The organism is Modestobacter sp. SYSU DS0657, assembly GCF_054050925.1.
The window spans coordinates 65,507-90,626 of record NZ_JBJHAG010000018.1; the positions used below are offsets into that span (position 1 = coordinate 65,507).

General features: G+C 75.6%; 28 protein-coding genes and 2 tRNA genes. 11 read left to right on the forward strand and 19 right to left on the reverse strand.

The window, feature by feature from the left end; genetic code table 11:
- Window positions 1-22 precede the first annotated feature (22 nt).
- Entirely contained in the window at window positions 23-1,066 is a 1,044-nt protein-coding gene (locus ACI79A_RS12885) for a biotin carboxylase N-terminal domain-containing protein (RefSeq protein ID WP_457083698.1), read from the reverse strand.
- 225 nt (window positions 1,067-1,291) lie between these two features.
- On the opposite strand from ACI79A_RS12885, the gene ACI79A_RS12890 reads away from it, so the two are divergent.
- Window positions 1,292-1,366, forward strand: coding sequence for a 50S ribosomal protein bL37 (locus ACI79A_RS12890; protein ID WP_014742531.1), 75 nt, complete (start codon window positions 1,292-1,294; stop codon window positions 1,364-1,366).
- A gap of 76 nt (window positions 1,367-1,442) precedes the next feature.
- On the opposite strand, the gene rsrA is transcribed toward ACI79A_RS12890, so the two are convergent.
- Entirely contained in the window at window positions 1,443-1,829 is a 387-nt protein-coding gene (rsrA, locus tag ACI79A_RS12895; protein WP_457083700.1) for a mycothiol system anti-sigma-R factor, read from the reverse strand.
- Window positions 1,826-2,539: a sigma-70 family RNA polymerase sigma factor gene (locus ACI79A_RS12900; protein ID WP_457083702.1), complete on the reverse strand. Its 714-nt coding sequence runs from the start codon at window positions 2,537-2,539 to the stop codon at window positions 1,826-1,828. Before ACI79A_RS12900 ends, rsrA begins: the two co-directional genes overlap by 4 nt.
- A gap of 243 nt (window positions 2,540-2,782) precedes the next feature.
- Here ACI79A_RS12900 and ybaK point away from each other — a divergent pair, with 243 nt between their 5' ends.
- The gene (ybaK, locus tag ACI79A_RS12905; RefSeq protein ID WP_457083704.1) at window positions 2,783-3,262 is read left to right on the forward strand and encodes a Cys-tRNA(Pro) deacylase; all 480 of its coding nucleotides are present in this window, start codon (window positions 2,783-2,785) and stop codon (window positions 3,260-3,262) included.
- A 9-nt stretch (window positions 3,263-3,271) separates the two neighbouring features.
- Here ybaK and ACI79A_RS12910 read toward each other — a convergent pair whose 3' ends face one another.
- Together ACI79A_RS12910 and ACI79A_RS12915 are read right to left on the reverse strand one after the other, a co-directional pair.
- The gene (locus ACI79A_RS12910; RefSeq protein WP_457083706.1) at window positions 3,272-4,717 is read right to left on the reverse strand and encodes a fused MFS/spermidine synthase; all 1,446 of its coding nucleotides are present in this window, start codon (window positions 4,715-4,717) and stop codon (window positions 3,272-3,274) included.
- Between the two features lie 226 nt (window positions 4,718-4,943).
- On the reverse strand, window positions 4,944-5,690 hold the full coding sequence (locus ACI79A_RS12915) for an SOS response-associated peptidase (RefSeq protein ID WP_457083708.1): 747 nt from the start codon (window positions 5,688-5,690) through the stop codon (window positions 4,944-4,946).
- Window positions 5,691-5,855: 165 nt separating this feature from the next.
- Between ACI79A_RS12915 and ACI79A_RS12920 the strand changes: the two genes are divergently transcribed.
- The 3 genes from ACI79A_RS12920 to rsgA all read left to right on the forward strand — a co-directional run bounded on the left by ACI79A_RS12920 (window position 5,856) and on the right by rsgA (window position 9,686).
- Window positions 5,856-7,316: an NAD-dependent succinate-semialdehyde dehydrogenase gene (locus ACI79A_RS12920; RefSeq protein ID WP_457083710.1), complete on the forward strand. Its 1,461-nt coding sequence runs from the start codon at window positions 5,856-5,858 to the stop codon at window positions 7,314-7,316.
- A 76-nt stretch (window positions 7,317-7,392) separates the two neighbouring features.
- The gene (gene aroA / locus ACI79A_RS12925; RefSeq protein ID WP_457083712.1) at window positions 7,393-8,673 is read left to right on the forward strand and encodes a 3-phosphoshikimate 1-carboxyvinyltransferase; all 1,281 of its coding nucleotides are present in this window, start codon (window positions 7,393-7,395) and stop codon (window positions 8,671-8,673) included.
- The gene (gene rsgA, locus ACI79A_RS12930; protein ID WP_457083714.1) at window positions 8,670-9,686 is read left to right on the forward strand and encodes a ribosome small subunit-dependent GTPase A; all 1,017 of its coding nucleotides are present in this window, start codon (window positions 8,670-8,672) and stop codon (window positions 9,684-9,686) included. Before aroA ends, rsgA begins: the two co-directional genes overlap by 4 nt.
- Window positions 9,687-9,713: 27 nt before the next feature.
- On the opposite strand, the gene ACI79A_RS12935 is transcribed toward rsgA, so the two are convergent.
- Together ACI79A_RS12935 and ACI79A_RS12940 are read right to left on the reverse strand one after the other, a co-directional pair.
- Window positions 9,714-10,445, reverse strand: a complete 732-nt coding sequence (locus ACI79A_RS12935) for a Type 1 glutamine amidotransferase-like domain-containing protein (RefSeq protein ID WP_457083716.1) — start codon at window positions 10,443-10,445, stop codon at window positions 9,714-9,716.
- A gap of 29 nt (window positions 10,446-10,474) precedes the next feature.
- A complete protein-coding gene (locus ACI79A_RS12940; protein WP_457083718.1) occupies window positions 10,475-11,023 on the reverse strand; it encodes a DUF2087 domain-containing protein in 549 nt (182 codons plus the stop codon).
- 96 nt (window positions 11,024-11,119) lie between these two features.
- On the opposite strand from ACI79A_RS12940, the gene ACI79A_RS12945 reads away from it, so the two are divergent.
- Both ACI79A_RS12945 and hisN read left to right on the forward strand, forming a co-directional pair.
- Complete coding sequence (locus ACI79A_RS12945; RefSeq protein ID WP_457083720.1) at window positions 11,120-11,305, forward strand: DUF2795 domain-containing protein; 186 nt, start codon at window positions 11,120-11,122, stop codon at window positions 11,303-11,305.
- A 118-nt stretch (window positions 11,306-11,423) separates the two neighbouring features.
- Complete coding sequence (gene hisN, locus ACI79A_RS12950) at window positions 11,424-12,221, forward strand: histidinol-phosphatase (RefSeq protein WP_457083722.1); 798 nt, start codon at window positions 11,424-11,426, stop codon at window positions 12,219-12,221.
- Window positions 12,222-12,246: 25 nt separating this feature from the next.
- Here the strand turns inward: hisN and ACI79A_RS12955 are convergent, their stop codons facing one another.
- The 4 genes from ACI79A_RS12955 to ACI79A_RS12970 all read right to left on the reverse strand — a co-directional run bounded on the left by ACI79A_RS12955 (window position 12,247) and on the right by ACI79A_RS12970 (window position 15,635).
- A complete protein-coding gene (locus tag ACI79A_RS12955) occupies window positions 12,247-12,435 on the reverse strand; it encodes a hypothetical protein (protein ID WP_457083724.1) in 189 nt (62 codons plus the stop codon).
- Window positions 12,436-12,536: 101 nt separating this feature from the next.
- Window positions 12,537-13,973 (reverse strand): FGGY family carbohydrate kinase, encoded by a 1,437-nt coding sequence (locus tag ACI79A_RS12960; RefSeq protein WP_457083726.1) that lies wholly within the window; start codon window positions 13,971-13,973, stop codon window positions 12,537-12,539.
- Window positions 13,974-14,023: 50 nt separating this feature from the next.
- Entirely contained in the window at window positions 14,024-14,725 is a 702-nt protein-coding gene (locus ACI79A_RS12965) for an ANTAR domain-containing protein (protein WP_457083728.1), read from the reverse strand.
- Window positions 14,664-15,635, reverse strand: coding sequence for a phosphatase PAP2 family protein (locus tag ACI79A_RS12970; RefSeq protein WP_457083730.1), 972 nt, complete (start codon window positions 15,633-15,635; stop codon window positions 14,664-14,666). Before ACI79A_RS12970 ends, ACI79A_RS12965 begins: the two co-directional genes overlap by 62 nt.
- A gap of 179 nt (window positions 15,636-15,814) precedes the next feature.
- Between ACI79A_RS12970 and ACI79A_RS12975 the strand changes: the two genes are divergently transcribed.
- Both ACI79A_RS12975 and ACI79A_RS12980 read left to right on the forward strand, forming a co-directional pair.
- Entirely contained in the window at window positions 15,815-17,209 is a 1,395-nt protein-coding gene (locus ACI79A_RS12975; RefSeq protein WP_457083732.1) for a cystathionine beta-synthase, read from the forward strand.
- Window positions 17,206-18,348, forward strand: a complete 1,143-nt coding sequence (locus ACI79A_RS12980) for a cystathionine gamma-synthase (protein ID WP_457083734.1) — start codon at window positions 17,206-17,208, stop codon at window positions 18,346-18,348. Before ACI79A_RS12975 ends, ACI79A_RS12980 begins: the two co-directional genes overlap by 4 nt.
- Before the next feature lie 100 nt (window positions 18,349-18,448).
- Here ACI79A_RS12980 and map read toward each other — a convergent pair whose 3' ends face one another.
- Entirely contained in the window at window positions 18,449-19,225 is a 777-nt protein-coding gene (gene map / locus ACI79A_RS12985) for a type I methionyl aminopeptidase (RefSeq protein ID WP_457083736.1), read from the reverse strand.
- A gap of 46 nt (window positions 19,226-19,271) precedes the next feature.
- Here map and ACI79A_RS12990 point away from each other — a divergent pair, with 46 nt between their 5' ends.
- Entirely contained in the window at window positions 19,272-19,541 is a 270-nt protein-coding gene (locus ACI79A_RS12990) for a helix-turn-helix domain-containing protein (protein WP_457083738.1), read from the forward strand.
- Between the two features lie 9 nt (window positions 19,542-19,550).
- Here ACI79A_RS12990 and ACI79A_RS12995 read toward each other — a convergent pair whose 3' ends face one another.
- A complete protein-coding gene (locus tag ACI79A_RS12995) occupies window positions 19,551-19,787 on the reverse strand; it encodes an antibiotic biosynthesis monooxygenase family protein (RefSeq protein ID WP_457083740.1) in 237 nt (78 codons plus the stop codon).
- A gap of 142 nt (window positions 19,788-19,929) precedes the next feature.
- Between ACI79A_RS12995 and ACI79A_RS13000 the strand changes: the two genes are divergently transcribed.
- The gene (locus ACI79A_RS13000; protein ID WP_457083742.1) at window positions 19,930-20,805 is read left to right on the forward strand and encodes a glycosyltransferase family 2 protein; all 876 of its coding nucleotides are present in this window, start codon (window positions 19,930-19,932) and stop codon (window positions 20,803-20,805) included.
- Here ACI79A_RS13000 and ACI79A_RS13005 read toward each other — a convergent pair.
- The 6 genes from ACI79A_RS13005 to ACI79A_RS13030 form a co-directional block, all read right to left on the reverse strand.
- Window positions 20,783-21,652 (reverse strand): polysaccharide pyruvyl transferase family protein, encoded by an 870-nt coding sequence (locus tag ACI79A_RS13005; protein WP_457083744.1) that lies wholly within the window; start codon window positions 21,650-21,652, stop codon window positions 20,783-20,785. The two genes, ACI79A_RS13000 and ACI79A_RS13005, sit on opposite strands and share 23 nt — an antisense overlap.
- A 42-nt stretch (window positions 21,653-21,694) precedes the next feature.
- The gene (locus tag ACI79A_RS13010) at window positions 21,695-21,982 is read right to left on the reverse strand and encodes a GNAT family N-acetyltransferase (RefSeq protein WP_457083746.1); all 288 of its coding nucleotides are present in this window, start codon (window positions 21,980-21,982) and stop codon (window positions 21,695-21,697) included.
- Window positions 21,983-22,031: 49 nt separating this feature from the next.
- Entirely contained in the window at window positions 22,032-23,222 is a 1,191-nt protein-coding gene (gene galK, locus ACI79A_RS13015) for a galactokinase (RefSeq protein ID WP_457083748.1), read from the reverse strand.
- A gap of 77 nt (window positions 23,223-23,299) precedes the next feature.
- A complete protein-coding gene (gene galT / locus ACI79A_RS13020; RefSeq protein ID WP_457083750.1) occupies window positions 23,300-24,436 on the reverse strand; it encodes a galactose-1-phosphate uridylyltransferase in 1,137 nt (378 codons plus the stop codon).
- Between the two features lie 110 nt (window positions 24,437-24,546).
- Window positions 24,547-24,623, reverse strand: a tRNA-Met gene (locus ACI79A_RS13025).
- Between the two features lie 226 nt (window positions 24,624-24,849).
- Window positions 24,850-24,923: transfer RNA gene (locus ACI79A_RS13030), tRNA-Met, on the reverse strand.
- Window positions 24,924-25,120 lie beyond the last annotated feature (197 nt).

The following is a 25,120-nucleotide window of genomic DNA, read 5'->3' on the forward strand; positions in this document are numbered from 1 at the left end:
CCATGAAAGCACGGCCCGGTGCTCAGCTGCGGTCGGCCACCAGCGGAGCGGCGATCCGGTGCAGCACCTGGCAGACCGCGGCACCGTCGTGCGGCACCCCGGTGTCGGGCAGCCCGGTGAGCACGTCGGTGGCCGCGCGCGCCGCGGCCGCGAGGTCCGGCGCCGCCGCGCTGACCGTCGCGAGCAGCGCGTCGTACCAGCCGTCCAGACGGTCCCCGGGGTCGTAGCCGCGGACGGCGACCAACTCACGGTCGGCGCCCTGGACACTGCCCGGCGGCAGGTCCGGCAGGCGCCCGGTCACCCGGCCGGCCACCCCGGGCGGGAGGGTGGCGCGCAGCTGGACGGCGACAGCCGGGTGGACCGGGGCGGCACCGCCGTCGTCCGGGGCGTCGCCGACGGCGCTGCGCAGCGAGAGCTCGACGGCGTCCACGCCGTGCGACCGCTCGAGCACGGTCATGTCGAGTGAGAACCCGGCGGCGACCTCGGCCAGCTCGCCGTCGGGGTCGATGCCCACCGTCACCAGTCCACGCCAGCCCAGCTCGGGCAGGCGGCGGGCAGCGGCCGGGAGAGGCCCCACGCCCTCTGCGGGGGTCCAGCTCACCCGCGGGGTGCCCCCGGCCCGGTCGCGCACCACCGGGGTGACGTGGTGCAGCGCGTCCTCGGTGACCCAGGCGAGGAAGCCCCGCTCACTGGCCGGCTCGACCCCGTCGCCGCCCAGCCGCTCGAGCACCTCGGCGTGCGGGCCGATCCAGGTGAGCCCGGCCTCGGCCACCGCCGCGGCGAGCCGGGCGTTGCCGGCCAGCGCGGGCGGGACCGGCAGCACCGCACGCACCCGGGTCCGGCGGGCGGCCTCGACGAGGCGGCGCACGTCGAGGTAGGACTGCGCCGCGGGTGCGGGGCCCAGCAGCACCGACTCGTCGGCCATCCGGACGTGCCGGGCGTCCTGCTCGGCCTCGGAGCACACCGCGACGGCCTTGACCCCCAGCCGCGCGCAGGCGGCGATCACCGCGCACGCCGCCGGTCCGCGGCCAGCGACCAGCACGCTCTCCACCGCCGTCAGGGCCACCCCGTCCCCCGTCCCCGGCCTGCGGCCGGCGTCGTCGCCACCACTCGCCCCTGAGCCTGACAGGTTCCCCGCCGGCCCTGCACCACCGCACGGCCGCGGCCCGGCGCGTGAGATCCTCGTCCGGTCAGCTTGGCCGGTCCGGGTGCTCTCCGCACGCTGCCCCGGCCGGCGATCACCCGCCGGTGCACCACCGGCGGCATTCCCGACCCGAGTGAGGAGGCAGCGATGTCCAAGCGTGGACGCAAGCGGCGCGCCCGCAAGAAGAGCGGCGCCAACCACGGCAAGCGCCCCAACGCGTAAGGCGGAGCCGTCGGCCCCCCTGCAGAGTCCCGTCGCGAGCGACGGGGGCAGGGGGGTCCTTCGTCCGCCGCAGCCGTCAGGCGGAGGGGCGCTCCCCCGGGAGCTGCTCGGTGTAGGTCTCCACGCTGGACCGCTCGATGCGGACCTGCGTGCCGTCCTCCTCGAAGGAGACGGTGGTCAGCTGCACCTTGATCCGGTCCCGCAGGCCGGGCGGCGGCGCGTCCCCGCCGCAGCGGCGGCGCACCAGGGCCTTGAACTCCTGCTCGATGCCGAACTGCCGCAGGCAGGGCGAGCAGTCCTCGAGGTGCTCGGCGATCACCGACCGCCGTGCGTCGTCGGTCTCGTGGTCGAGGAACTCGAACACGTGCGAGAGGACGTCGTCGCACGAGGTGATCTCGACGTCGTCGTGCGCCCCGTGCTCTCCCCGGATCCGGTGCGTTCCGTCGTGAGCGTCGGTGCTCATGAGCGGGTCGCCTCCTCCGCAGCCCCCGCGCGGACGAAACCGCGCTCCCGGGCGTAGTCGGCCAGCAGCTTCTGCAGACCGCGACGACCGCGGTGCAGGCGGGACATCACCGTGCCGATGGGCGTGCCCATGATCTCGGCGATCTCCTTGTAGGCGAAGCCCTCGACGTCGGCGAGGTACACCGCCAGCCGGAAGTCCTCCGGCAGCTGCTGGAGGGCGTCCTTGATGTCGGAGTCGGGCAGGTGGTCCAGCGCCTCGATCTCCGCCGAGCGCAGCCCGCTGGAGGTGTGCTCCTCCGCGGCGTACAGCTGCCAGTCCTGCACCTGGTCGGTGGGGTACTGCTGCGGCTGCCGCTGCTTCTTGCGGTAGCTGTTGATGTAGGTGTTGGTCAGGATCCGGTACAGCCAGGCCTTGAGGTTCGTGCCCTCGGCGAACTGGTGGAACGCGGAGTAGGCCTTGACGAACGTCTCCTGGACCAGGTCCTCGGCGTCGGCCGGGTTGCGGGTCATCCGCAGGGCCGCCGGGTACAGCTGGTCGAGGTAGGGCAGGGCGTCGCGCTCGAACCGGGCGTCACGCTGCGCCCGCGACTCCGCGAGCTCGCTCCGACTGCCGTCGGCGCGGGCCTCCGGCGTCTCCTCGCGCTGCTCCGGCTGCGCTGCAGCCGCGTCCGCCTCGACGACGGGGTTCTCGATCGTGGGCTCCTCGGGCACCGACCGTCCTCTCTGCGGCGCCCGGGAACGGGGCACCACGTCGGACGATCCTAGCCGGGACCGGTCGGGACGGCCGGGGGGACGACGGGACGGGGCGGCGCTGCGCGCGGTCCGCGCCGCCGCGCCCGGGGCTGTGCTGCTCACGGTCGGTCCAACCGAGCACCCCCGGGCGGGATTCCCGCGACCCGGGTCACCGCCGAACCCGGTCGTGCCGCCGGCCACCGCGCTCTAGGCTCCCCCGCCGTGGCAGCGACCCCGGCGGTGCGGGCCCTGGAACGGGCGAAGGCGGCCTACTCCCTGCACGAGTACGACCCGGCCGGCGGCGCGGACGGCCAGGGCTACGGCGAGGTGGCGGTGGCCGCGCTCGGCGCCGACCCCGCGCAGGTGTTCAAGACCCTCGTCGCCCGGGTCGACGGCGCGCTCACCGTCGCCGTCGTCCCGGTGAGCGGCCAGCTGGACCTCAAGGCGCTCGCCGCAGCCGCGGGCGGCCGGAAGGCCGCGATGGCCGACCCGGCCGACGCCGAGCGCGCCACCGGCTACGTGCGCGGGGGCATCAGCCCGCTGGGCCAGCGCAAGGCACTGCCGACCGTGGTCGACGCCTCCGCCCTGGGCCTCGCCACGGTGCTGGTGAGCGCCGGCCGCCGGGGTCTGCAGGTGGAGCTGGCGCCGGCCGACCTGGTGCGGCTCACCCGCGCCCGCACCGCGCCGATCGCGCGCTCGTGACGGACCGCGTCAGCGGGCGGTGGTCGGGTAGGGCGTGAGCAGCTGGTCGACCGGCGCGAAGTCGTCGGTGAGCACGCCGGCGTCGCCGATGAACCGGTCCAGCTCCTCCCCCGTCGCGACCTGCCAGGCCAGCTGCCGGTCGTCGAGGGCGGCGGCGATCCCGTCGACGGGGAGCGGCTGTTGCGAGGCGACCGCGACGACGTTCCCGCCGTCCTCGCCGGCGAGCACCGGGGCCCGGGCGAGCAGCGCGACGTGGTCGAACACCTCCCGCAGCGTCGCCAGTTCCGCGCGGACGAAGCCCAGCGGCGGGTGGTCGATGAGGTTGACCGCGTAGACGCCGTCCTCGGCCAGGGCGTCGTCGACCAGGCGGAGCGCCTCGACGGTGGTCAGCTGCCAGGGCACCGACAGCCCACCGAAGGCATCGCCCACGACGAGGTCCCGCTGCCCGCCCGGCTCCTCCTCCAGGCCGACGCGACCGTCCCCGACCCGCACCTGCAGCTCCGCGGACCGCTCCAGGCCGAGCTCCTCCTCGTCGATGGCGACCACGCCGGGGTCGACCTCCAGCACCCGGCCGACCGTGCCCGGCCGGACCTCGGCGAGGTAGCGGGGCAGCGTCAGCCCCCCACCCCCGACGTGCAGCGCCGACAGCGGCTCCCCCGCCGGCGCCATCGCGTCGGCAACCGAGGCGATCGCCTGCACGTACTCGAACTCCAGGTACGTGGGGTCGGCGAGGTCGACGTAGGAGTGCCGCAGCGTGTCCAGCTGCAGCACCCGCCCGGTGGGCCGCTCCGGGTCGGTGGTGACCCGCGCGCAGTGGTAGGCGGTCTCCCGCTCGCACGGGGTGGGCGCGACCGCGGCGAGCAGGGGCGCCGCCAGGGCCAGCACGAGCAGCCCCACCGGCAGCCGCCCGGAGCCGGCCGGCCCGCTGCGGCGCAGCAGCACGGCCAGGACCAGCCCGGCGACCACCACGACCAGGCCGGTGCCGACCAGGATGACGCTGCTGGGCAGCACGGCGACCAGCACGAAGCCGGTGGCGAAGGTGGCCACGATGCCGCCGAGCGTGCCGATGCCGGACAGCTGCCCGACCACCGAGCCGGTCTGCGCGAGGCTGCCCAGCTGCAACGCCACGACCATCGGCGGGACGGCGGACAGCAGCGCCGCCGGCACCACGACGGCGACCGCCGCCAGCAGGAGCACGTTGCCCGCCGCCGCCCCGGTGAGCAGCTCACCGGCGAAGCGGACCAGCGGCAGCACCGCCACGATCAGCCCGCCACCGGCCACCATCAGCGGGGCGATCAGCCGGCGCGGGTCCGTCCGGTCCGCCGCGGCGCCGCCGGCCCACGCGCCCACGGCGATCGCGGCCAGGGCGAAGCCGATCACCGCGGTGCTGGTCTGCAGCGTGATGCCGACGTAGGGCGCGATCAGCCGCAGCCCGACGACCTCGAGCACGAGCACCGCGCCGGAGGAGAGGAACGTGACCCCGGCAGCGACCCACCCGGGCAGCGCCCGGGAGGACTCCGGGGCCCGGTCGGGGGCGGGCGGGGCGGACGGGTCGGCGCTCAGCTGGTCTCCTCGGCTGCGTCGATCAGGGGGACGGTCGATCAGGGGGACGGTCGATCAGGGGGACGGTCGATCAGGGGGACGGTCGATCAGGGGGACGGTCGATCAGGGGGACGGTCGATCAGAAGAGGGCCGGCTGGTCGGCCGGCTCGCTGACCGACTCGACCCGGGCGGTCAGCTGCGGGCCGTTGTTGGCCACGTTGCCCACGGCCGGGCCCACGGGGCGGATCTCCAGCCGCTCGACGACCTCCGGCGGGGTCGGGGCGGCCACCTCGGTCACGTCCTGCACCGCCGGGTCCAGCCACTGCGCCCACCGCTCGCGGGGCAGCACCAGCGGCATCCGCGGGTGCACCTCGGCCAGCGCCCCGACCGCCGGCGCCGTCACGACCGTGCAGGTGTAGAGCCGGTCGTCCCCGCGCCCCCAGACCTCCCACAGGCCGGCGAACGCCAGGCCCGAACCGTCCTCGGGGGTGACGTAGTAGGGCTGCTTGCCCGGGCGGTCGGCGCGCGGTGCCCACTCGTACCAGCCGTCGGCGGGCACCAGGCAGCGGCGGCTCGCCGCGGCGGTGCGGAACGCCGGCTTCTCGGTCAGCGACTCCACCCGCGCGTTCAGCATCCGGTTGCCGATCGCGGCGTCCTTGGCCCAGGAGGGCACCAGCCCCCAGCGCACGACCCGCAGTTCCCGGTGCCCGCCGCCGGTCAGCGCGCCCTCGGCGTCCCGCTCCTTCTTGTGCCGGACGACGTACACGTCCTTGGTCGGCGCGACGTTGTGGTCCGCCGGCAGGGCGGGCTGCCCCTCGGCGACGACCGCCTCGAACTCGACCACCAGGTCCTCGGGACGGCGGCTGGCGGCGTAACGACCACACATGACGGCTCCTCCCCGCGCGCCGACGGCACCGGCGACCACCAGCGAGCCTAGGTGCCGGTGTCGAGGTGGGTCTTCCGTCCAGCGCCCCCACCCGTGCGCGCGGGGCCCGGCGGAGGTAGGACGGGGAGGCACAGAGCCGACCCAGCGCGATGGAGGCACGACGACGTGACGACCCAGGCTCCGCCCACCGAGCACCCCAAGACCGCCAGTGACTCCGGTGACCGCCCGTACGCGACGATCGACCCGGCCACCGGGCGCACCGAGCAGGAGTTCCCCTTCCTGGACACCGCCGAGGTCGACGGCGTCGTCGAGCGGGCGCACGCCGCCTTCGGCGAGTGGCGGCGCCGCCCGGTCGCCGAGCGCGCCGCGATCGTCGGCCGCATCGGCGAGCTGATGCGCGAGCGGCGCGACGACCTCGGCGCGCTCATCACCAAGGAAATGGGCAAGCGCATCCAGGAGGCGACCGGCGAGGCGATGCTCGTCTCGATGATCTTCGACTGGTACGCCCAGAAGGGCCCGGGCTTCCTCGAGCCGAAGCGGATCGACGTCATGGAGGGCGAGGCCCTCGTCGTCAACGAGCCGGTCGGCGTCCTGCTGGCCATCGAGCCGTGGAACTTCCCGCTCTACCAGGTGGCCCGGGTGGTGGCCCCCAACCTGGTGCTGGGCAACGTGGTGCTGCTCAAGCACGCGGAGAACAACCCGCAGACCGCCCTGGCGCTGGAGCAGCTGTTCCGCGACGCCGGCGTCCCGGAGGGCGTCTACACCAACCTGTTCCTGCGGATCTCCGACGTGGAGAAGGTGATCGCCCACCCGCACGTGCAGGGCGTGACGCTGACCGGCAGCGCCCGCGCCGGCAGCAGCGTCGCGTCGCTGGCCGGCAAGCACCTCAAGAAGTCGGTGCTCGAGCTCGGCGGCAGCGACCCGTTCATCGTGCTCGACGCCCCCGACGTGTCGAAGACGGTCCAGGCGGCCACGATCTCCCGCACGCTGAACACCGGGCAGGCCTGCATCGCCGCCAAGCGGTTCATCGTGATGGACGACGTGTACGACGAGTTCGTCGCGGGCCTGACCGAGGCCTTCCGCGGGCTGCAGCCCGGCGACCCGGCGGACCCGGCGACCACGCTGGGCCCGCTGTCCTCCGAGCGGGCCGCGCAGGACTACACCGCCCAGGTGCAGGACGCCATCGACAAGGGCGCCACGGTGCTGGTCGGCGGCGGCCGGCCGGAGCGGGAGGGCGCGTTCGTCAACGCGACCCTGCTGGCCGACGTCACCCCGGAGATGCGCGCCTACCACGAGGAGCTGTTCGGCCCCGCGGCGGTGGTGTACCGGGTGTCCAGCGAGGACGAGGCGGTCCGGCTGGCCAACGACACCGAGTTCGGGCTGAGCGCCTCGGTCTTCTCCGCCGACGTCGAGCGGGCCCGCGCCGTGGCCGACCGGGTGGAGTCGGGGATGGTCTGGATCAACTCGCCGTCCGGCACCTCCCCGGAGCTGCCCTTCGGCGGGGTGAAGCGCTCCGGCTACGGCCGGGAGCTCTCCGAGCTCGGCATGTTCGAGTTCGCCAACCAGCGGCTGGTGCGCACCGTCGGCACGCCGAAGCCCGAGTCGGTCGAGGCCGAGGCCGGCTGACCTGGTGGTCCGGGGTGGTGGCCGCAGGCGCCGTCACCCCGGACCCCCGGTGCCGTGACAGGGCAGGATGACCGCCATGGCAGAGGTCTGGACGACGCCGCACCGCACCGCCCCCGTCGACGCGGTGGTCACGCTGCCCGGGTCGAAGTCGCTCACCGCCCGCGCGCTGGTGCTTGCCGCGCTGGCCGAGGGGCCCAGCCGGCTGGTGCGACCGCTGCGCGCCCGGGACACCGACCTGATGGCCGACGGGCTGCGCGCGCTGGGCGTGGGCGTCGCCGAGGACGGGGACGACTGGCTGGTCACCCCGGGCGAGCTGCGCGGCCCCGCCGACGTCGACGCCGGCCTGGCGGGCACCGTGTTGCGCTTCCTGCCCCCGGTCGCCGCGCTGGCCACCGGCCCGGTGCGGCTGGACGGCGACCCGCGGCTGCGGGAACGCCCCAACGCCGGGCTGATCGCCGGGCTGCGCGACCTGGGCGTGCGGATCGACGACGACGGCCGGGGCCGGGCCCCGTTCACCGTGCACGGCACCGGCGCGGTCCGCGGCGGCGCGGTGACCGTCGACGCCAGCGAGTCCAGCCAGGTGGTCTCCGGGCTGCTGCTGGCCGCCGCCCGGTACGACCGGGGAGTCGACCTGGCCGTCGCCGGTTCGCTGCCCTCGATGCCGCACGTGGAGATGACCGTGCGCACGCTGGCCGAGCACGGCGTCGACGTCGTCCCGACCGACGGCGGCTGGCGGGTCTCCCCCGGCCCGATCGCCGCCCTGGACCGGGTGGTCGAACCCGACCTGTCCAACGCCGCTCCCTTCCTCGCGGCCGCGCTGGTCACCGGCGGGCGGGTCACCGTGCGCGACTGGCCGGCCGACACCACCCAGCCCGGCGCGCAGCTGGACCGGCTGCTCACTGCGATGGGCGCCGAGGTCGCGCGCACCCCCGCCGGGCTGCAGGTCACCGGGGACGCCCGGATCGCGCCGCTGGAGGCCGACCTGGGCGCCGTCGGCGAGCTGACCCCGGTGCTGGCGGCGCTGTGCGCGCTGGCCGACGGCCCGTCCCGGCTGACCGGCATCGCCCACCTGCGAGGGCACGAGACCGACCGGCTCCAGGCGCTCGACGAGGTGCTGACCGCGGTCGGCGCCCGGGTGGAGCAACTGCCCGACGGCCTGGTGATCACCCCCGGCCCGGGCCGGGGCGCACAGCTGGACTCCTACGCCGACCACCGCATGGTGCACGCCGCCGCCGTGCTCGGGCTGGCCGTCGACGGCGTCCGGGTCACCGACCCCGGCGCGGTGAGCAAGACCCTGCCGGACTTCCTGGACCGGTGGGCCGCGCTGGTGGACCGGCCGGCGGAGGTGGGCCGTTGAGCCGCCGGATGGACAAGCGGTCCGACGAGGACGACGTCCGGGTCCGGCCGACCCGGCACGGCTCCCGCCCGCGCACCCGCACCCGGCCGGCGCACGAGGACGCCGTCCCGGGGATGGTGGTCGCCGTCGACCGCGGCCGGATGCAGGTGCGGGTCGAGGACCCGGACGGCACTCCGGTCGAGGTGACCGCCATGCGGGCCCGGGAGCTGGGGAAGCACGGTGTGGTGGTCGGCGACCGGGTGCGGATCGTCGGCGACACCTCCGGCCGGCCGGACACGCTGGCCCGGATCGTGGTGATCGAGGACCGGACGACGGCGCTGCGCCGCACCGCTGACGACACCGACCCGACCGAGCGGATCGTGGTGGCCAACGCCGAGCTGCTGGTGGTCGTCACCTCGGTGACCGACCCCGACCCGGCGCTGGGCTTCCTGGACCGCTGCCTGGTGGCCGCCTACGCCGGGGGCCTGGCGCCGCTGCTGTGCCTCACCAAGACCGACCTGGCCAGCCCGCAGCCGCTGCTGGACCGGTACGCCGGGCTGGAGGTCGAGGCGGTGCCCATGTCGCGGGAGGCGTCGCTGGACGAGCTGCTGGAGCGGCTGACCGGGCGGATGAGCGTGCTGGTCGGCCAGTCCGGGGTCGGCAAGTCGACCCTGGTCAACCGGCTGGTCCCGGACGCCTTCCGGGCCACCGGTGACGTCAGCAAGATCGGCAAGGGCCGGCACACGTCGTCCTCGGCGGTGCTGCTGGACCTCCCCGGCGGGGGCACCGTGATCGACACCCCGGGCATCCGCTCGCTGGGGCTGGCGCACGTCACCGCGCAGGACGTGCTCGCCGCCTTCGACGACCTCGCCGAGGCAGCCGTCGACTGCCCGCCCGGCTGCGGGCACACCGCCGAGGACCCGGAGTGCGCGCTGGACGCCTGGGCCGCCGACGGCCCGTCGGCCCGCGGCGAGCGGCTGGGCAGCTTCCGCCGGCTGATCACCGCCGTCGGCCAGCTCGACCCGGGGCACTAGGAGGGCCAGCGCCCGGGGCGCAGGTGGCTAGACCAGGCGGGTGGGCAGGGCGCGTTCGGCCCAGCCGCCGGCGCCGTCGGGGCGCACGTGCCAGGCCTGCGCTCCCGGGCGCACGGTGACCGCCTCGGCGAGGGCGACGCCGATGTAGTGCAGGCCGACGCCGTCCTCGGTCGCGTACCCGCCGGGCAGCTCGCCCGCGGCCACCAGCCGGCGGTAGGCCTCCCGGCGCGGCTGCTCGCCGTCGTCGTCGTGCACGTTGTTGCTGAACGGCAGCAGGCCCAGCCCGTCGGTCAGCGGGGCGAGCCGGTCACCGACCCCGTCGGTGGGGCCACCCACGTGCCAGCACTGGCTCCCGGCCCCGGTGCCCGCCAGCACGACCCCGGCCTCCCAGCACTCCCGCAGCGCCGCGGGCAGGCCGTGGGCGCGCCAGACGGCCAGCAGGTTCACCAGGCTGCCGCCCTCGACCAGCACGACGTCCTGGGTGAGCAGGTGCCGGCGCACGTCCGGCACGCTCGGCCGGGGGAACAGCCGCAGCGTGCTGAGGGTGACGTCGCCCCGGGTACCGAAGACCCGCTCGTACACCGAGACCGCCGTCGGGTCGTCGCCGATCGCCGTCGGCACGTAGCAGATCCGCACCGGTCCCTCGGCGGTCCGCCGGTCCCGTCCCAGCCGGAGCACGTGCTCGATGAGCGGCTGGTTGCCGCGCTCACCCGGCCGGGGCGCGAGCACCCCGGAGAAGGCGAAGACCTGCCGTTGCACGCTGCTCCCCTCGGTCCGTCGGCGCCGGTTCAGTCGTCGACGCCGTGCACATAACCACCGCTGCGCCAGTAGACCCCGGAGGCGTCCCGCGACAGCAGCCCCTCGTCGACCAGGTACCGGCGGAGGGCGGCCACGTCGGGGTGCCAGGCTGCCAGGAGGGCGTTCACCTCGCGCTCCGGGTACCGCACCCCGGCCTCGAAGACGTGCACCAGGTGGGCCAGCACCACCCGCCGCTTGCCCTGCTGCGCGGGGACGGCGACCAGCCGGCCGTCGCGCACGAACGCCCGCAGCACCGCGTCCTCGGCGGGGTCGGCCGACAGCGGCTCCGGGGCCGGCTCGCGCTCGGCGGCCGCCCGCGCCGCACTGCCGAAGCGGTCCTGGTGCAGCGTCAACCGGTGGCCGTCGCGACCCACCAGGCCCCCGCGGGCCAGCCGGCGGGCGGCCAGCGCCACCTCCTGCAGGGAGAGGCCGGTGGACTCGGCCACCTGCTCGATCGTGCCGGCGCCCAGCGCCAGCGCGGCCACCACCTTGAGCCGGACCGGGTCGGCCAGCAGCCCGACGATCGTCCGCGCCTCCATCCCCCGACCGTAACCGGGGAGACGTCGCGGGCGCCCCGGCACACCGGTGTGCGGCCGCAGGCATCGACGCCCCGGTCGCGGGGTAGCCGACCGGCCATGGTGAGCCCGATCGACATCCAGAAGGCCCTCGGCGGCATCGAGTACCCGGCGAAGAAGGAGGACGTGGTCAAGCACGCGGAGTCCCACGGCGGCGACGGCGAGGTGCTCCAGGCGCTGAGGAACATCGACGACGGCGAGTACGACACCCCGGCGGCGGTGGAGAAGGCGGTCTTCAACGACTGATGAAGCCCCCCCTTGCCCCCCGCCACTCGCGAGCTCGCGGCGGGACCCGGCGAGGAGGCCACGGTCGATCCGCACTGGTCCCGGCTGCTCCGGGCCGGGACCAGTAGGTTCGGCTGTCATGACACCCGGGATGCGCGGCTTCACCGAGGACATGCGCCTGGCGCACGTGCTCGCCGACCAGGCCGACGCGATCAGCCTCGACCGGTTCCGGGCGCAGGACCTCCATGTCGAGACCAAGCCCGACCTCACCCCGGTCACCGACGCTGACCGGGCGGTCGAGGAGCAGCTGCGCGCCACCCTGTCCCGGGCGCGGACCCGGGACGCGGTCCTCGGCGAGGAGTTCGGCAGCACCGGTCGGGGTGACCGCCGCTGGGTGATCGACCCCATCGACGGCACCAAGAACTTCGTCCGCGGCGTGCCCGTGTGGGCGACGCTCATCGCGCTGCTCGAGGGCGACGTGCCGGTGGTCGGGCTGGTCTCGGCGCCGGCGCTCAACCGGCGCTGGTGGGCGGCCGCGGAGGTGGGCGCCTGGACCGGCCGCCGGCTGGAGAGCGCGACCCGCTGCACCGTCTCGCAGGTGGCCGGCCTGGCCGACGCCAGCCTCTCCTACTCCAGCCTCTCCGGCTGGGAGGAGCAGGGTCGCCTCGACCCCTTCCTCGACCTCACGCGTTCGGTGTGGCGCACCCGCGCCTACGGTGACTTCTGGAGCTACATGATGGTCGCCGAGGGCGCCGTCGACGTGGCCTGCGAGCCCGAGGTCTCGCTGTGGGACCTCGCCGCGCTCGACGTCATCGTCCGGGAGGCCGGGGGGAGCTTCAGCGACCTCGACGGCGCCCCGGGCCCGGCGGGCGGCAGCGCGGTGGCCAGCAACGGCGTGCTGCACGCCGACGTGCTGACGGCGCTCGCCCGACGCTAGGGGCGAGCGCCGCCCGGGGCGCTGGTCAGTGCGCCGGGCCGGTGCCCCCGGAGCCGCCGCGACCGCCCTGGATCCGGCGCCGCACGTCCTCGATGCGGGCCCGGTTCTTCGGGTCGCTCGCCAGCTGCTGGGCCTTGTCCGTCGCCTGACGGATGACCTGCTTGCCCTTCGGGCTGTTCGCGAACTGCATGACCTTGTTCATGATCGACGCCATGGCGCGTCGCCCCCTCTCGTCGACGAGGATCCGGGTGCCGGCTCCTCACTCCGGGCCAACGGTGCCCCGGACCAGCCGGTTCCACTCCTGCGCGGCCGGGGTCAGCCGACCGCGGCGGTCCACCGTTCCCGGGCGGCCCGCAGCTGCGGCACCGACCGCGGCTCCACCACCGGCCCGTGCGCCCGCTGCGGGGTGAGCTCCCGCCCGACCCCGCGCCCGGCGAGCACCGCGGCGCCCGCGGCCGATGCGCTGCGCACCCGCACGTGCTGCACGGGCCGGCCCAGCACGTCGGCGAGCAGCTGCTGGAGCCCGGTGTCCCGCGCGCCGCCGCCGGTGAGCACGACCGGGGCAGCGTCGTCCGGAGCGGCGTCGTCCGGAGCAGCGTCGTCCGGGGGCATCCCGAGCAGGTCGAGGGCGGCGCCGACGGCGAACACGACGCCCTCCAGCGCGGCGCGGGCCAGGTCGGCCCGGTTCGTGCCGGCCGACAGCCCGGTCCACCCACCCCGCGCCGTCGGGCCGGCGACCCCACCCCGTTCCCCGGTCAGGAAGGGGGCGAAGACGACGCCACCGGCCCCCGGCGCCGCGGCGTCCAGGCTGCCCACCAGCGCCGGCCAGTCCAGGCCGAGCACCTCCCGCACCCACGACCAGGCCGTGCCGGCGTTCTGCAGCGCGGCCATCGCGTACCAGCCCTCGTCGGCGTCGGCGAAGCAGTGCACGACCGGGTCGGCCACCGGCCGCGGCCGCACGCCCGGACGCAGCACCTGCGCCCCGGATCCGAGGTTCACCTGGACGCCGCCGCCGTCGCCGCCCGCCGCCAGCAGCGCCAGCGGGGTGTCGGCACCGCCGACGACGACCGGCACCTCACCGACCGGCAGGACCGCCGTCCCGAGCACCTCGGCGCCGGGACGGACGGCGGGCAGCACCCGTGCCGGCAGGCCGGCGGCCGCCACCGCCGCGGTCGACCAGCGCTCCCCCGGGACGTCCCACAGCAGGGTGGCCGAGGCGTCGGTCCGGTCGGTGACCGCGGGGTCGGTGCCGGGCAGCAGCGTCGCGCGCAGCGCGTCCTTGGGCAGCAGGGCGGCCGCGGCGCGCTCCAGCAGCTCGGGTCGCGCCGCGGCCAGCCAGGCCAGCAGCGGCCCCGTCATCCCCGGCACGAGCGGGTTGGCCAGCGCCGCCCGGTCGCCGTCGGAGAGCCCTCGCCAGCGGGTCAGCTCCGCCGTGGCGCGCTGGTCGGGCCAGAGCAGGGCCGGTGCCAGCGGCCGGCCGGCGCCGTCGACCAGCACCGCACCGTGCATCTGGCCGGAGAACCCCAGGGCGGCCACCGGGCGCCCCGCCAGCCGGCCGGCGAGCGCGGTGAGGGCGTCGTCCAGCGCCCGGCGCCACACGACGACGTCGGTCTGCGCCCAGGCCGGCTGCGGCCGGTCGACGGCGTAGCCGACCTCGCTCTCGGCGACGACCGCGCCCGCCGGGTCGAGGGCCGCGATCTTCAGCCCGCTGGTGCCCAGGTCGGCACCGACGACGACCGGGTCGCTGCTCACCGCCGCATCCTGACCGCCGCGGCGCCGGCCGCGCCAGCCGGGGCGGGGCGTCAGCGGGCGGTGAGCTCGCCGGTGGCCACCAGCTCGTCGGCGACGACCCGCAGCTTGACGTTGCGCCGCTGGGAGGCGTGGGTGAGCAGGGTGAACGCCTGCTCCGCGGTGATCTTGTGCCGCTCCATCAGGATGCCCTTGGCCTGCTCGATGACCGCGCGGGAGAGCATCGCCCGTCGCATGTTCGCCGACTCCTCCAGCGCCCGGGCGGTCGCCTCCGCGTTGCCGACCGCGATCGCGACGAAGGCCGCGACCTCCTCACCCAGCGCGATGTCGGTCCCGGCGAACGCCCCGGTCCGGGTGGCGTAGTTGTTGAGGGCCCCGATCGTGGCGCCCTGGTACGGCAGCGGGACCGACAACGAGCTGCGCACCCCGAGCTCCGCGGCGCGCGCCGCGTAGCCCGGCCAGCGCTCCTCGGCCCGCATGTCGTCGACCACGAACACCTCACCGGCCAGGCCGGCGTCCAGGCAGGGGCCGTGGCCGCGCTGGTACTGCGACTCGTCGGCGTCCATCGCGAGCTGACCGTCGAAGGCCGCGGTGAAGGCGCGCTCCCCCCGGATCAGCGTGATCGAGGTCGCCTCGGTGCCGGGGATGGCCCGGCGGGCGACGCGCACCACCTCGTCGAGGACGTCGGACAGCTCACGGCCGGCGAGCTCGATCCCGGCCAGGGCCTGGTGCAGGTCCCGCGACGGCTCGCTCATGGTGGGTGGGCCCCTTCCGTCGACGGCCACCGCCGGTTCGACGGTCGCTGCCGAGTGGCGGACTCGGCCCCGCGAGGGTATAGCCCCCACGCGCGTGCGCCGACACCGCGCGGGAGTGGGACGCCGCCCCGACCCGAGGGCGGGTGGGCCGCGTCGGGCCCGTGGCCGCCGTGAGCGGCCGGCCGGGGCCGTGCCGTCCGGTCAGCCGTCCGGTCAGCCGTCCGGTCAGCCGTCCGGTCAGCTCCGTGACCACCCGGACCGCGGGTGCCACGGCGAGGAGCACCAGCCCTCCGGCGCACCAGCCGGCGAGGACGTCCGAGGCCCAGTGGGTGCCCAGGTGGATCGTGGTGAGCCCGACGCCGGCCGCGAGCACCCCGGCCAGGACGGCGCCGACCCGGCGGTGCCCGCGAGCCGTCATCACCAGGACACCCGCGGTCACGACTGCGTTGGCGGCGTGCCCCGAGGGGAAGATCGAGCCCCCCAGCGCGAAGGCGTGGCCAGCGCCCACGTCGCCGGCGGCCTCGCCCAGTTGCAGGGGCCCCAGGCGACCGACCAGGTACTTCACGGCACCGACGCCGACGTTGGTGAGCACGGTCGCCACGGCCAGGACGACCAGCGGGCCGGCGCTCCGGGCGCGCCAGGCCCGCAGCGCCAGCCATGGGACGACCAGGGCCAGGCAGACCGCCCGCTGGCCCAGCAGCACCCACCAGTCGGCGACCGGGCCGAGGGCCGGCCAGCGCTGACCCGGGGCCCAGCGGTAGACCGCCTCGTCCAGCTCGACCACCCGGCTGCCGGTCAGCACCCCGGCCAGCAGCGCCAGCAGGACGACGGTGAGCCCCCCGGCGAGCAGGGGTCGAGCGCGGAGCCGGAGCCTGGGGACCCGGAGCACACTGTCCCAGGCCAGCAGCACCACCTCAGCATGGATGGCGCGCCGGTCCCGCGCGCGGGGAGCGGCCGGCGTCGGTGCCCGGCGGCGCACGCGCCCCGGCGGGCCTCGCACCGCGCGCGCCCGGACACGCACGGAGTGGTGGGATGGGGAGACCGCCGGAGGCGCGATCCGCCACCGGCCCGAGCGCCGCAGGAGATCCCGTGCAGTACGCCGAGTCCGTCGTCGAGCTGATCGGCGGCACCCCGCTGGTCCGGCTGAACAAGGTGACCGAGCACCTGGGGCCCGACGCCCCGCTGGTGCTGGCCAAGGTCGAGTACCTCAACCCCGGTGGTTCGGTGAAGGACCGGATCGCGCTGCGCATGGTCGAGGCCGCCGAGGCCTCCGGGGCGCTGCAGCCCGGCGGCACGATCATCGAGCCGACCAGCGGCAACACCGGCATCGGGCTGGCCATCGTCGCCCAGACCCGCGGCTACAAGTGCGTCTTCGTCTGCCCGGACAAGGTGGGCCAGGAGAAGATCAACGTGCTCAAGGCCTACGGCGCCGAGGTGCACGTCTGCCCCACCGCGGTCGACCCGGCCGACCCGCGCTCCTACTACTCGGTCTCCGACCGGCTGGCGCGGGAGACCCCGGGTGGCTGGAAGGCCGATCAGTACGCCAACCCGAACAACCCGCGGTCGCACTACGAGACCACGGGGCCGGAGATCTGGGCGCAGACCGACGGGCGGATCACCCACTTCGTCACCGGCGCGGGCACCGGCGGCACCATCTCCGGCGTCGGCCGCTACCTCAAGGAGGCCAGCGGCGGACGGGTGCAGGTGATCGGCGCCGACCCGGAGGGCTCGGTCTACTCCGGCGGCACCGGCCGCCCTTACCTGGTCGAGGGCGTCGGCGAGGACTTCTGGCCCGAGGCCTACGACAGGTCGATCGCCGACGAGATCGTCGCGGTCTCCGACGGCGACTCCTTCGCGATGACCCGGCGGCTGGCCCGCGAGGAGGGCCTGCTCGTCGGCGGTTCCTGCGGCATGGCGGTGGTGGCCGCGCTGCGGGTGGCCGAGCGGCTCACGAAGGACGACGTCCTGGTGGTGCTGCTGCCCGACGGCGGCCGCGGCTACCTGAACAAAATCTTCAACGACGAGTGGATGGCCGACTACGGCTTCCTCACCGAGTCCGGCGGGGAGACCGTCGGTGAGCTGCTGTCCGCCAAGGCCGGCGAGACCCCGGCGCTGGTGCACACCCACCCGAACGAGACGGTGCGCGACGCGATCGACATCCTGCGCGAGTACGGCGTCAGCCAGCTGCCGGTGGTCAAGGCCGAGCCGCCGGTGACCGCCGGTGAGGTCGTCGGCTCGGTGGCGGAGAAGACACTGCTCGACGCGCTGTTCGCCGGGAAGGCGACGCTGGCCGACCCGGTGGAGCGGCACATGTCCGCCCCGCTGCCGATCATCGGCTCCGGCGAGCCGGTCTCTGCTGCGGTCGGCGCGCTGGGCGACGCCGACGCGCTGCTGGTGCACGTGGACGGCAAGCCGGCCGGCGTCGTCACCCGGCAGGACGTGCTGGGCCACCTGGTCGGCATCACGCCTACGGTCGGGGCATGAGCGGCTTCAACACGCGGGCGATCCACGCCGGGCAGGACCCGGACCCGGCGACCGGGGCGGTCATCCCGCCGCTGCACCTCACGACCACCTACAAGCAGGACGGCGTCGGTGGGCTGCGCGGCGGCTACGAGTACAGCCGCAGCGCCAACCCCACCCGGGACACCCTGCAGACCGCGCTGGCCTCGCTGGAGCAGGGCACCCGCGGACTGGCGTTCGCCTCCGGGCTCGCCGCCGAGGACACGCTGCTGCGCACCGTGTGCCGGCCGGGCGACTCGATCGTGCTGGGCGGGGACGCCTACGGCGGCACGTACCGGCTGATCTCCCGGGTGCTCGAGCCGTGGGGGGTCACGCACCAGCCCGTCGACCTCAACGATCCGGACGCCGTCCGGGAGGCCGTGGCCCCGGAGACGACGCGGGTGATCTGGTGCGAGACGCCGAGCAACCCGCTGCTCAACGTCTCCGACATCGCCGCGCTGGCCGAGATCGCGCACGCCTCCGGAACGCTGCTGGTCGTCGACAACACCTTCGCCAGCCCCTACCTGCAGCAGCCGCTGACGCTCGGCGCCGACGTCGTCGTCCACTCGACCACGAAGTACCTGGGCGGGCACTCCGACGTCGTCGGCGGGGCGCTGGTCGTGTCCGACGCGGAGCTCGGCGAGCGGCTGGCCTACCACCAGAACGCGATGGGCGCCGTCGCCGGCCCCTTCGACTCGTGGCTCGTGCTGCGCAGCCTGAAGACCCTCGGCGTCCGGGTGGAGCGGCACAGCGCCAACGCCGCCCGGATCGCGGAGTGGCTGCTGGAGCACCCGGCCGTCGGCGACGTGCTCTACCCGGGGCTGCCGCAGCACCGCAACCACGGGATCGCAGCCTCGCAGATGTCCGGCTTCGGCGGGATGATCTCGTTCCGCCTGAAGGCGGGCGAGGAGGCGGCGCTGCGGGTGTGCGAGCGCGCGCAGCTGTTCACCCTCGCCGAGTCCCTCGGCGGCGTCGAGTCGCTGATCGAGCACCCGCACCGGATGACCCACGCCAGCGCCGCCGGCTCCCCGCTGGAGGTGCCGGCCGACCTGGTGCGGCTGTCGGTGGGCATCGAGGACGTCGACGACCTCATCGCCGACCTGGAGCAGGCGCTGTCATCGTGATCCTCCCGGATCACACCGCGGCCAGGCAGCTCGTCCCGACGGGCTGAGCCGCTTCGTCGCGCCTGCGCGGGAGCCTCCGGCCCCCACTCGGCACGAGCAACTACACGTGGCGGGGGGCGGTGAGGATGCGGGGGCCGTCCTCCGTCACAGCCACGGTGTGCTCGACGTGCGCGGCGCGGCTGCCGTCGGCGCTGCGCAGCGTCCAGCCGTCGGCGTCGACCCGGTAGTCGTCGCTGCCGCCGGCCAGGAACCACGGCTCGATCGCGATCACCAGCCCGGCGCGCAGCGGCAGCCCGCGGCCGGGCCGGCCCTCGTTGGGCACGCTCGGCGCCTCGTGCATGCTCCGGCCGACCCCGTGCCCGCCCTGGTCGGTGTTGATCCCGCACCCACCGGCCCGGCCGACCGCCCCGATCGCAGCGGAGATGTCGCCGACCCGGTTGCCGACCACCGCCGCGGCGATCCCCGCGGCCAGCGCCGCCTCGGTGGTCTCCACGAGCTGGAGGTCCTCGGCTCGCGGCGTGCCGATCGGGTAGGTCCGTGCGGCGTCGCCCACCCAGCCGTCCAGCGTCGCACCGGCGTCCACGCTGAGCAGGTCGCCGTCCGCCAGCTCCTGGCTGGTCGGGATGCCGTGCAGCGCCACGTCGTTGACCGACAGGCAGAGCACGCCGGGGAACGGCGGGGTGGACGGCAGCGGGGCGTAGCCCAGGAACGGCGACGACGCCCCGGCGTCGGCGAGGACGTCGCGGGCGGTCGCGTCCAGCTCGGTCAGCCGGACACCCGGGGCTGCGGCCGCCTGCACCGCCGCGTGCATGTCGGCGACCACCGCGCCCGCGGCGCGCATGGCGTCGATCTCCCCCGGCGTCCGCAGCTCGATCATCTGGATTCCCTCCCGGTATTGGTATCCCGGTATTACTATCACGGCCATGGTGCGACCGCCGCTGACCCTCGAGGAGCGTGAGCGCGGCCGCCGGCTGGGGGCGCTGCTCCGCGAGGCCCGGGGCGACCGCTCCCCCGCCGAGGTCGCCGCTGCCTCCGGGGTGAGCCTGGAGGCGCTGCGGAAGATCGAGTCCGGTCGGGTGCCGACGCCGGCGTTCTTCACCGTCGCCGCGCTCGCCGGGGCCCTGGGCCTGCCGCTCGACCAGCTGATCACCGCCCTGCACAGCCCGACCGAGGGCGCCGCGCTCTCCGCTTGAGGCCCGACCTCAGACGGTCAGGACCGTCGTGACGTGCTCGACGACCGGGAACGGCTCGTAGAAGCGGTGCAGCAGATCTCGCCACCGCTGGTACTCGGGGGACCCGCGGAAGCCCTCGATGTGGTCCTCCAGCCGGTCCCACTCCCCCAGCAGCAGGTAGCCCGATCCCCGCTCCAGGCAGCGGGAGAGCGACAGTGCCCGGAAGCCCCGCATGGCCGCGATGAGCGAGCGCGCCTGCGAAGGCACGTTCGAACTCCTCCTGGTGGCCCGGCCGGACGTCGAGCAGTGCGTGCTCCCGTACCACGTCCGGCACGGTAGGGAGGCCCCCGGACCGGACGCTCAGCGGCCGCACGACGAGTCCGGGGAAGCGTCGGGTAGACATCCCGGCGTGCACCGGGTCACCGTCGTCATCGCCACTCTGGACCGGCGGACGTCGCTACTGCGCTCGCTGAACCGGCTCGACGTCGACGGGCAGCCGGTGATAGTGGTCGACAACGCCTCCACCGACGGCACCGCGGCGGCCGTCCGGAAGACGCACCCGCGGGTCGACGTCATCGAGCTGCCGGAGAACGCCGGCGCGGTCGCCCGCACCGACGGCGTCCGGCGGGCGACCACGCCCTACGTCGCGTTCGCCGACGACGACTCGTGGTGGGAGCCCGGTGCGCTGCAGCGGGCCGCCGAGCTGCTCGACGTCCATCCGCGGGTCGCGGTGCTGGTCGGCCGGGTGCGGATGGCCCGGGACGGGTCGGACGACCGGGTGTCGGTCAAGCACCGGGCCGCCGCGCTCGGCTTCTCCCCTGGCGCACCGGGCCCGGACGTGCTCAGCTTCCCGGCGTTCGCCGCCGTCGTCCGCCGGGATGCCTACCTCGCCGTCGGGGGCTTCTCCGCGTTCCTGTTCTTCGGCGGCGAGGAGCACCTGCTCGCCCTCGACCTGGCCGCCGCCGGCTGGCAGCTGGCCTACGCCGACGACGTCGTCGCCTGGCACGACCCGGCCGGCCCGGACCGGCCCTCGCCGCAGCGGTGGGCCCTGCAGACCCGCAACGACGTGCTCGTCGACTGGCTGCGCCGACCGCTGCCGGTGGCGCTCGCCGCGACCGCCCGGCTGGCCCGCCGCTGCCGGGACGAGCCGGCCGCCCGCACGGCGCTGGCCGGCGTGCTGCGGCGACTGCCCGCCGCCCTGCGGCAGCGCCGTCCGGTGCCCGCGGAGCTGGAGCGGCGGTTCGCCGCGGCGCAGCGGCCGCTCAGCCCTGCAGCTGGCGGGTGAACCAGTCGCGGGCGGCCGCGTTGCCCTCGGCGCCGCGCCGCTGGGCCTCGGCGATCTCGCCGGTCAGCGTGCCCGACAGGGCGTGCTCCAGTGCCGCGTCCAGCGTCACCGGGTCGATCTCGCCCGCTCGCAGCACCACCGGCCAGCCCAGTGCCGCCGCCTGGGCGCTCACCTTCGCGCCACCGCCGATCGCGTCGCAGGCGATGACCGGCTTCCCGTGCGCCAGCCCGAGCACCAGGGCGTGCAGCCGCATGCTGAGCACCACGTCGGCCCGCCGGATCAGGGCCTCGACCTGGGACGGGAAGCGCTCGTGCGGCTTCTCGAACAGGTCCATCGTCAGCTCGAACCACGGGATCGCCCGGGCCCCGAGCCAGCCCTCGATCGCGGCCCGGACCTCGCCGGCGCGGCTGCGGTCGCCGTACTCCTCCTGCGGCGGGGCGAAGGCGACGGCGATCACCGGGACGTCGGGCGTCGTCGTGCCGATCGCGAGGTCGGGCCGGGCGATGCCGGGGGCGTCCCGATCCCAGACCTGGTCGAACAGCGCGCGCCCGGCGTCGGAGACCACCGAGACGTTCACCGCCCAGCGCTGGGCGCCGGCGAACGCGCTGGTCAGCTCGCGCAGCAGCGGAGTGTCCGACACCGGCCCGCTGACGAAGACCAGGTGCGTGTAGTCGGTGGGGTCCAGCTCCCGCCAGTCGGGGCCGCGCTGCAGGTAGGGCGCCCAGGCGACGTCGTGGTCGACCCCGAGCTCACGGAGCCAGCCGGTGACGACGTCGGCCCCCAGCTCGTCACCGACGGTCGCGATGACCTCGTCGAAGCTGAACCACCCGGCGACCAGGACACGCATGGGCCCACCCTCTCAGGCCGGCCGCAGCGGGGTTGCAGGCGGTCAGCCCTCGGCAGCGACCAGGTCCTGGTACTCCGGGTGCCGGTCGATCCAGCCACGCACAAAGGAGCACATCGGCACGACGGTGCCCCCCTTGCTGCGGACGTCGTCCAGCGCGGCCCGGACCAGCTTGCTGCCCAGCCCGGAGTTCTCCTCGCCGGTGTCGACCTCGGTGTGGGTGAACACCACCTGGTTGCCGCGCCGCTGGTAGGCGGCCTGGCCCAGCAGCCGCTCGCCGTCACGGATCTCGTAGCGGCTGTCCTCGGGGGCGTCGGTGACGGTCGTCTCCATGCCCGGGCCAACCCCCGGGGCCGGGGTGCTGTTCCCCGGCCCCGGAGGTTCAGGCCAGCCGGCGCGCCGCGGGGCCGGAGGTGACGGTGAGCGTGCCGGGCTCGGTCAGCCCCCGCTCTCGGCAGGCGGCGACGACGGCGTCGCTGATCGCCTCCGCGTCGCGGGGGTGGACCAGCGCGATCGCCGACCCACCGAACCCGCCGCCGACCATGCGCGCCCCCAGCGCACCCGCCTCGCGGGCGGCCTCGACGACGACGTCGAGCTCCACCGCGGACACCTCGTAGTCGTCGCGCAGCGAGGTGTGCGAGGCGTCCAGCAGCGGCCCGATCTCGGCCACCCGGCCGGCCCGGACCAGCTCGACCACCCGGTCGACCCGCTGGTTCTCCCCCACCACGTGCCGGGTGCGGGCCCGCAGCCGCTCGTCGCCCAGCCGTTCGACGTCGGCCTCGGTGGCGTCGGAGAGCCACTCCAGGCCGAGCTGCCGGGCCGCCTGGTCGCAGTCGGCGCGCCGCTGGGCGTACTGGCCGTCGGCGAGGGTGTGCTTGACCCGGGTGTCGATCACCAGCAGCGCCAGCCCGGCCTCGGCGAGGCCCAGCTGCACCGGCTCGGTGCGGAAGTCGCGGGTGTGGATGAGCAGGGCCGAGCCCTCCTCGGCCAGCAGCGCGATGGTCTGGTCCATGCCCCCGGTGCCGGCGCCGACGACCTCGTTCTCGGCCCGGATGGCGGCCTGGACGAGCAGCTGGCGCAGCTCGGGAGAGTCGGCCCGGCCGGCCAGCTCGGCCGCGGCGATCGCCACCGCCGCCTCCAGCGACGCGGAGCTGGACAGGCCCGCGCCCAGCGGCACGTCGCTGCTGACCGACAGGTCCAGGCCCGGGACGTCGATCCCGGCCTGCTGCAGCGCCCACAGCGTGCCGGCCGCGTACGCGGCCCAGCCCTCGACCCGGCCGGGCCCGAGGCCGGCGAGGGTGCCCTCGAACGTCGGCGCGTCCCGGTCGGTGCTGGCCAGCCGGACGACGTCGTCGTCCCGGCGGCGCACGGCCGCGGCGGTGACCCGGGTCAGCGCCATCGGCAGGCAGCGGCCGCCGTTGTAGTCGACGTGCTCCCCGATCAGGTTGACCCGGCCCGGCGCGGTCCAGACACCGTCCGGCTCGACGTCGAAGGCCCGCCGCAACTCGGCCGCCGCCTGCTCGGCGAGCCCCTGCGCGCCCACCTCCGCGCCGGGGTCGACACCGGCGCTCACGACGTCAACGCGTTCGCTCCCGCGGGGCGCTCCGCTCCTCGCTCGTTCCTCGCTGTGATGCTCACGCCCCTGTCCGCTCACGAGGCCACCTCCCGCAGCCGGTCGGCGATGCGCTCCGGCGTCGTGTCGTTGATCCAGGCGCCCATGCCCGACTCCGAGCCGGCCAGGTACTTGAGCTTCCCCGGCGCCCGCAGCAGCGAGAACAGCTGCAGGTGCAGGCGGCCCAGCTCGCGGTCCTCCCCGGTGGGGGCCTGGTGCCAGCCGGCGATGTAGGGCACCCGGTCGACCCCGGGATGGAACCGGTCGACCCGGCGCAGGAGCTCCTGGTAGACCACGGCCAGCTCGGCCTTCTCCGCGTCGTCCAGCGCGGCGAGGTCGGGGACGTCACGGTGCGGGGCCAGGTGCACCTCGACCGGCCAGCGGGCCGCCCGGGGCACGTAGGCGGTCCAGTGCTCACCGGCCAGCACGACCCGCCGGCCCGCAGCCTGCTCCGCGTGCAGCACGTCGGCCAGCAGGTTGCCGCCGGTCGCCTCGCGGTGCCGGCGGGCCTGCTCGACCAGCTGACCGGCGCGCGGCGGGAGGAACGGGTAGGCGTAGATCTGCCCGTGCGGGTGGGTCAGGGTGACGCCGATCTCCTGGCCGCGGTTCTCGAACACGAACACCTGCGCGATCCGCGGATCGGCCGAGTGGGTCGCCGTCCGGTGTGCCCAGGCCTCCACGACGGTGCGCATCCGTTGCGCCGGGAGGTCGACGACGGAGGCCTCGTGGTCGCTGGAGAAGACGACGACGTCGCAGTGCCCGTACGCGGGACCGTCGGCCGGGCCGAACGGCGGGGTCTCCCCGTCGGGGCCCACGGCGACCGGGGCGAAGCTGGGGAACTGGTTGGCGAAGACGACCACGTCGTACTCGCTGTCGGGAACCTCGCTCGGGTGGTGCGGGTCCCGGGTGGGGTCGAGCGGGCAGTCCGCGGCCGCCGGCAGGAACGTCCGGTTCATCCGGTGCCCGGCGATGGTCACCCACTCCCCGGTGAGGACGTCGTAGCGCACCTCGCCGGCCCGCGGCGTCCCGTCGAGCGGCCGTTGGTCGACGGCTGCGTGCACGGGCCCGGCCCGGCGCTCGTCGTCGAAGTAGAGGATCGGGCGGCCGTCGGCGAGCGTCCGCTCGGTCACCTGCCCGGCCCAGCCCTGCGGCGCCTCTGCAGACCCCGGTCCCATCGACTGCGTCCTCTCCGTCCCGGGCGGCCACCGGAACCCCGGGGAACCGGGTCGGCGCCACCACACAGACCGAAGGCCCGGTCACCAGAACGGTGACCGGGCCTCCGGGTTGGTAGCGGGGACAGGATTTGAACCTGTGACCTCTGGGTTATGAGCCCAGCGAGCTACCGAGCTGCTCCACCCCGCGTCGGTGAGATCAGGTTACCCCACCTCACGATCCGACGCGAACCGGGGTCCCCCGCGGTGGGGAGACGGCCCGCGACCCCGAGCGGGAGCCCCGAGCTGCCGCCGCAGGTCCGACGGCAGCGGAGCCGGACAGGAGCGAACACCGGGCAACACCCCGGCCGGACATGACCACGGGCGGACATGACGGAGGGCCGGCCACCAGAACGGTGACCGGCCCTCCGGACGAGTAGCGGGGGCAGGATTTGAACCTGCGACCTCTGGGTTATGAGCCCAGCGAGCTACCGAGCTGCTCCACCCCGCGTCGGTGAGACAACAGTACAACAGGTCCACCGGGCCGTGCCGAGGGGGGGGGGGGGGGGGGGGGGGGGGGGGGGGGGGGGGGGGGGGGGGGGGCGGGGCGGGGGCGGGGGGGGGGGGGGGGGGGGGGGGGGGGGGGGGGGGGGGGGGGGGGGGGGGGGGGGGGGGGGGGGGGGGGGGGGGGGGGGGGGGGGGGGGGGG

What these genes read in the sequence shown, in the direction of transcription:
- rsrA (WP_457083700.1), bottom strand. Translation starts at nt 1,829, where the DNA reads ATGAGCACCGACGCTCACGACGGAACGCACCGGATCCGGGGAGAGCAC.
- ACI79A_RS12915 (WP_457083708.1), bottom strand. Translation starts at nt 5,690, where the DNA reads ATGTGTGGTCGTTACGCCGCCAGCCGCCGTCCCGAGGACCTGGTGGTC.
- aroA (WP_457083712.1), top strand. Translation starts at nt 7,393, where the DNA reads ATGGCAGAGGTCTGGACGACGCCGCACCGCACCGCCCCCGTCGACGCG.
- ACI79A_RS12940 (WP_457083718.1), bottom strand. Translation starts at nt 11,023, where the DNA reads ATGGAGGCGCGGACGATCGTCGGGCTGCTGGCCGACCCGGTCCGGCTC.
- ACI79A_RS12945 (WP_457083720.1), top strand. Translation starts at nt 11,120, where the DNA reads ATGGTGAGCCCGATCGACATCCAGAAGGCCCTCGGCGGCATCGAGTAC.
- hisN (WP_457083722.1), top strand. Translation starts at nt 11,424, where the DNA reads ATGACACCCGGGATGCGCGGCTTCACCGAGGACATGCGCCTGGCGCAC.
- ACI79A_RS12955 (WP_457083724.1), bottom strand. Translation starts at nt 12,435, where the DNA reads ATGGCGTCGATCATGAACAAGGTCATGCAGTTCGCGAACAGCCCGAAG.
- ACI79A_RS12965 (WP_457083728.1), bottom strand. Translation starts at nt 14,725, where the DNA reads ATGAGCGAGCCGTCGCGGGACCTGCACCAGGCCCTGGCCGGGATCGAG.
- ACI79A_RS12980 (WP_457083734.1), top strand. Translation starts at nt 17,206, where the DNA reads ATGAGCGGCTTCAACACGCGGGCGATCCACGCCGGGCAGGACCCGGAC.
- map (WP_457083736.1), bottom strand. Translation starts at nt 19,225, where the DNA reads ATGATCGAGCTGCGGACGCCGGGGGAGATCGACGCCATGCGCGCCGCG.
- ACI79A_RS12990 (WP_457083738.1), top strand. Translation starts at nt 19,272, where the DNA reads ATGGTGCGACCGCCGCTGACCCTCGAGGAGCGTGAGCGCGGCCGCCGG.
- ACI79A_RS13005 (WP_457083744.1), bottom strand. Translation starts at nt 21,652, where the DNA reads ATGCGTGTCCTGGTCGCCGGGTGGTTCAGCTTCGACGAGGTCATCGCG.
- ACI79A_RS13010 (WP_457083746.1), bottom strand. Translation starts at nt 21,982, where the DNA reads ATGGAGACGACCGTCACCGACGCCCCCGAGGACAGCCGCTACGAGATC.
- galT (WP_457083750.1), bottom strand. Translation starts at nt 24,436, where the DNA reads ATGGGACCGGGGTCTGCAGAGGCGCCGCAGGGCTGGGCCGGGCAGGTG.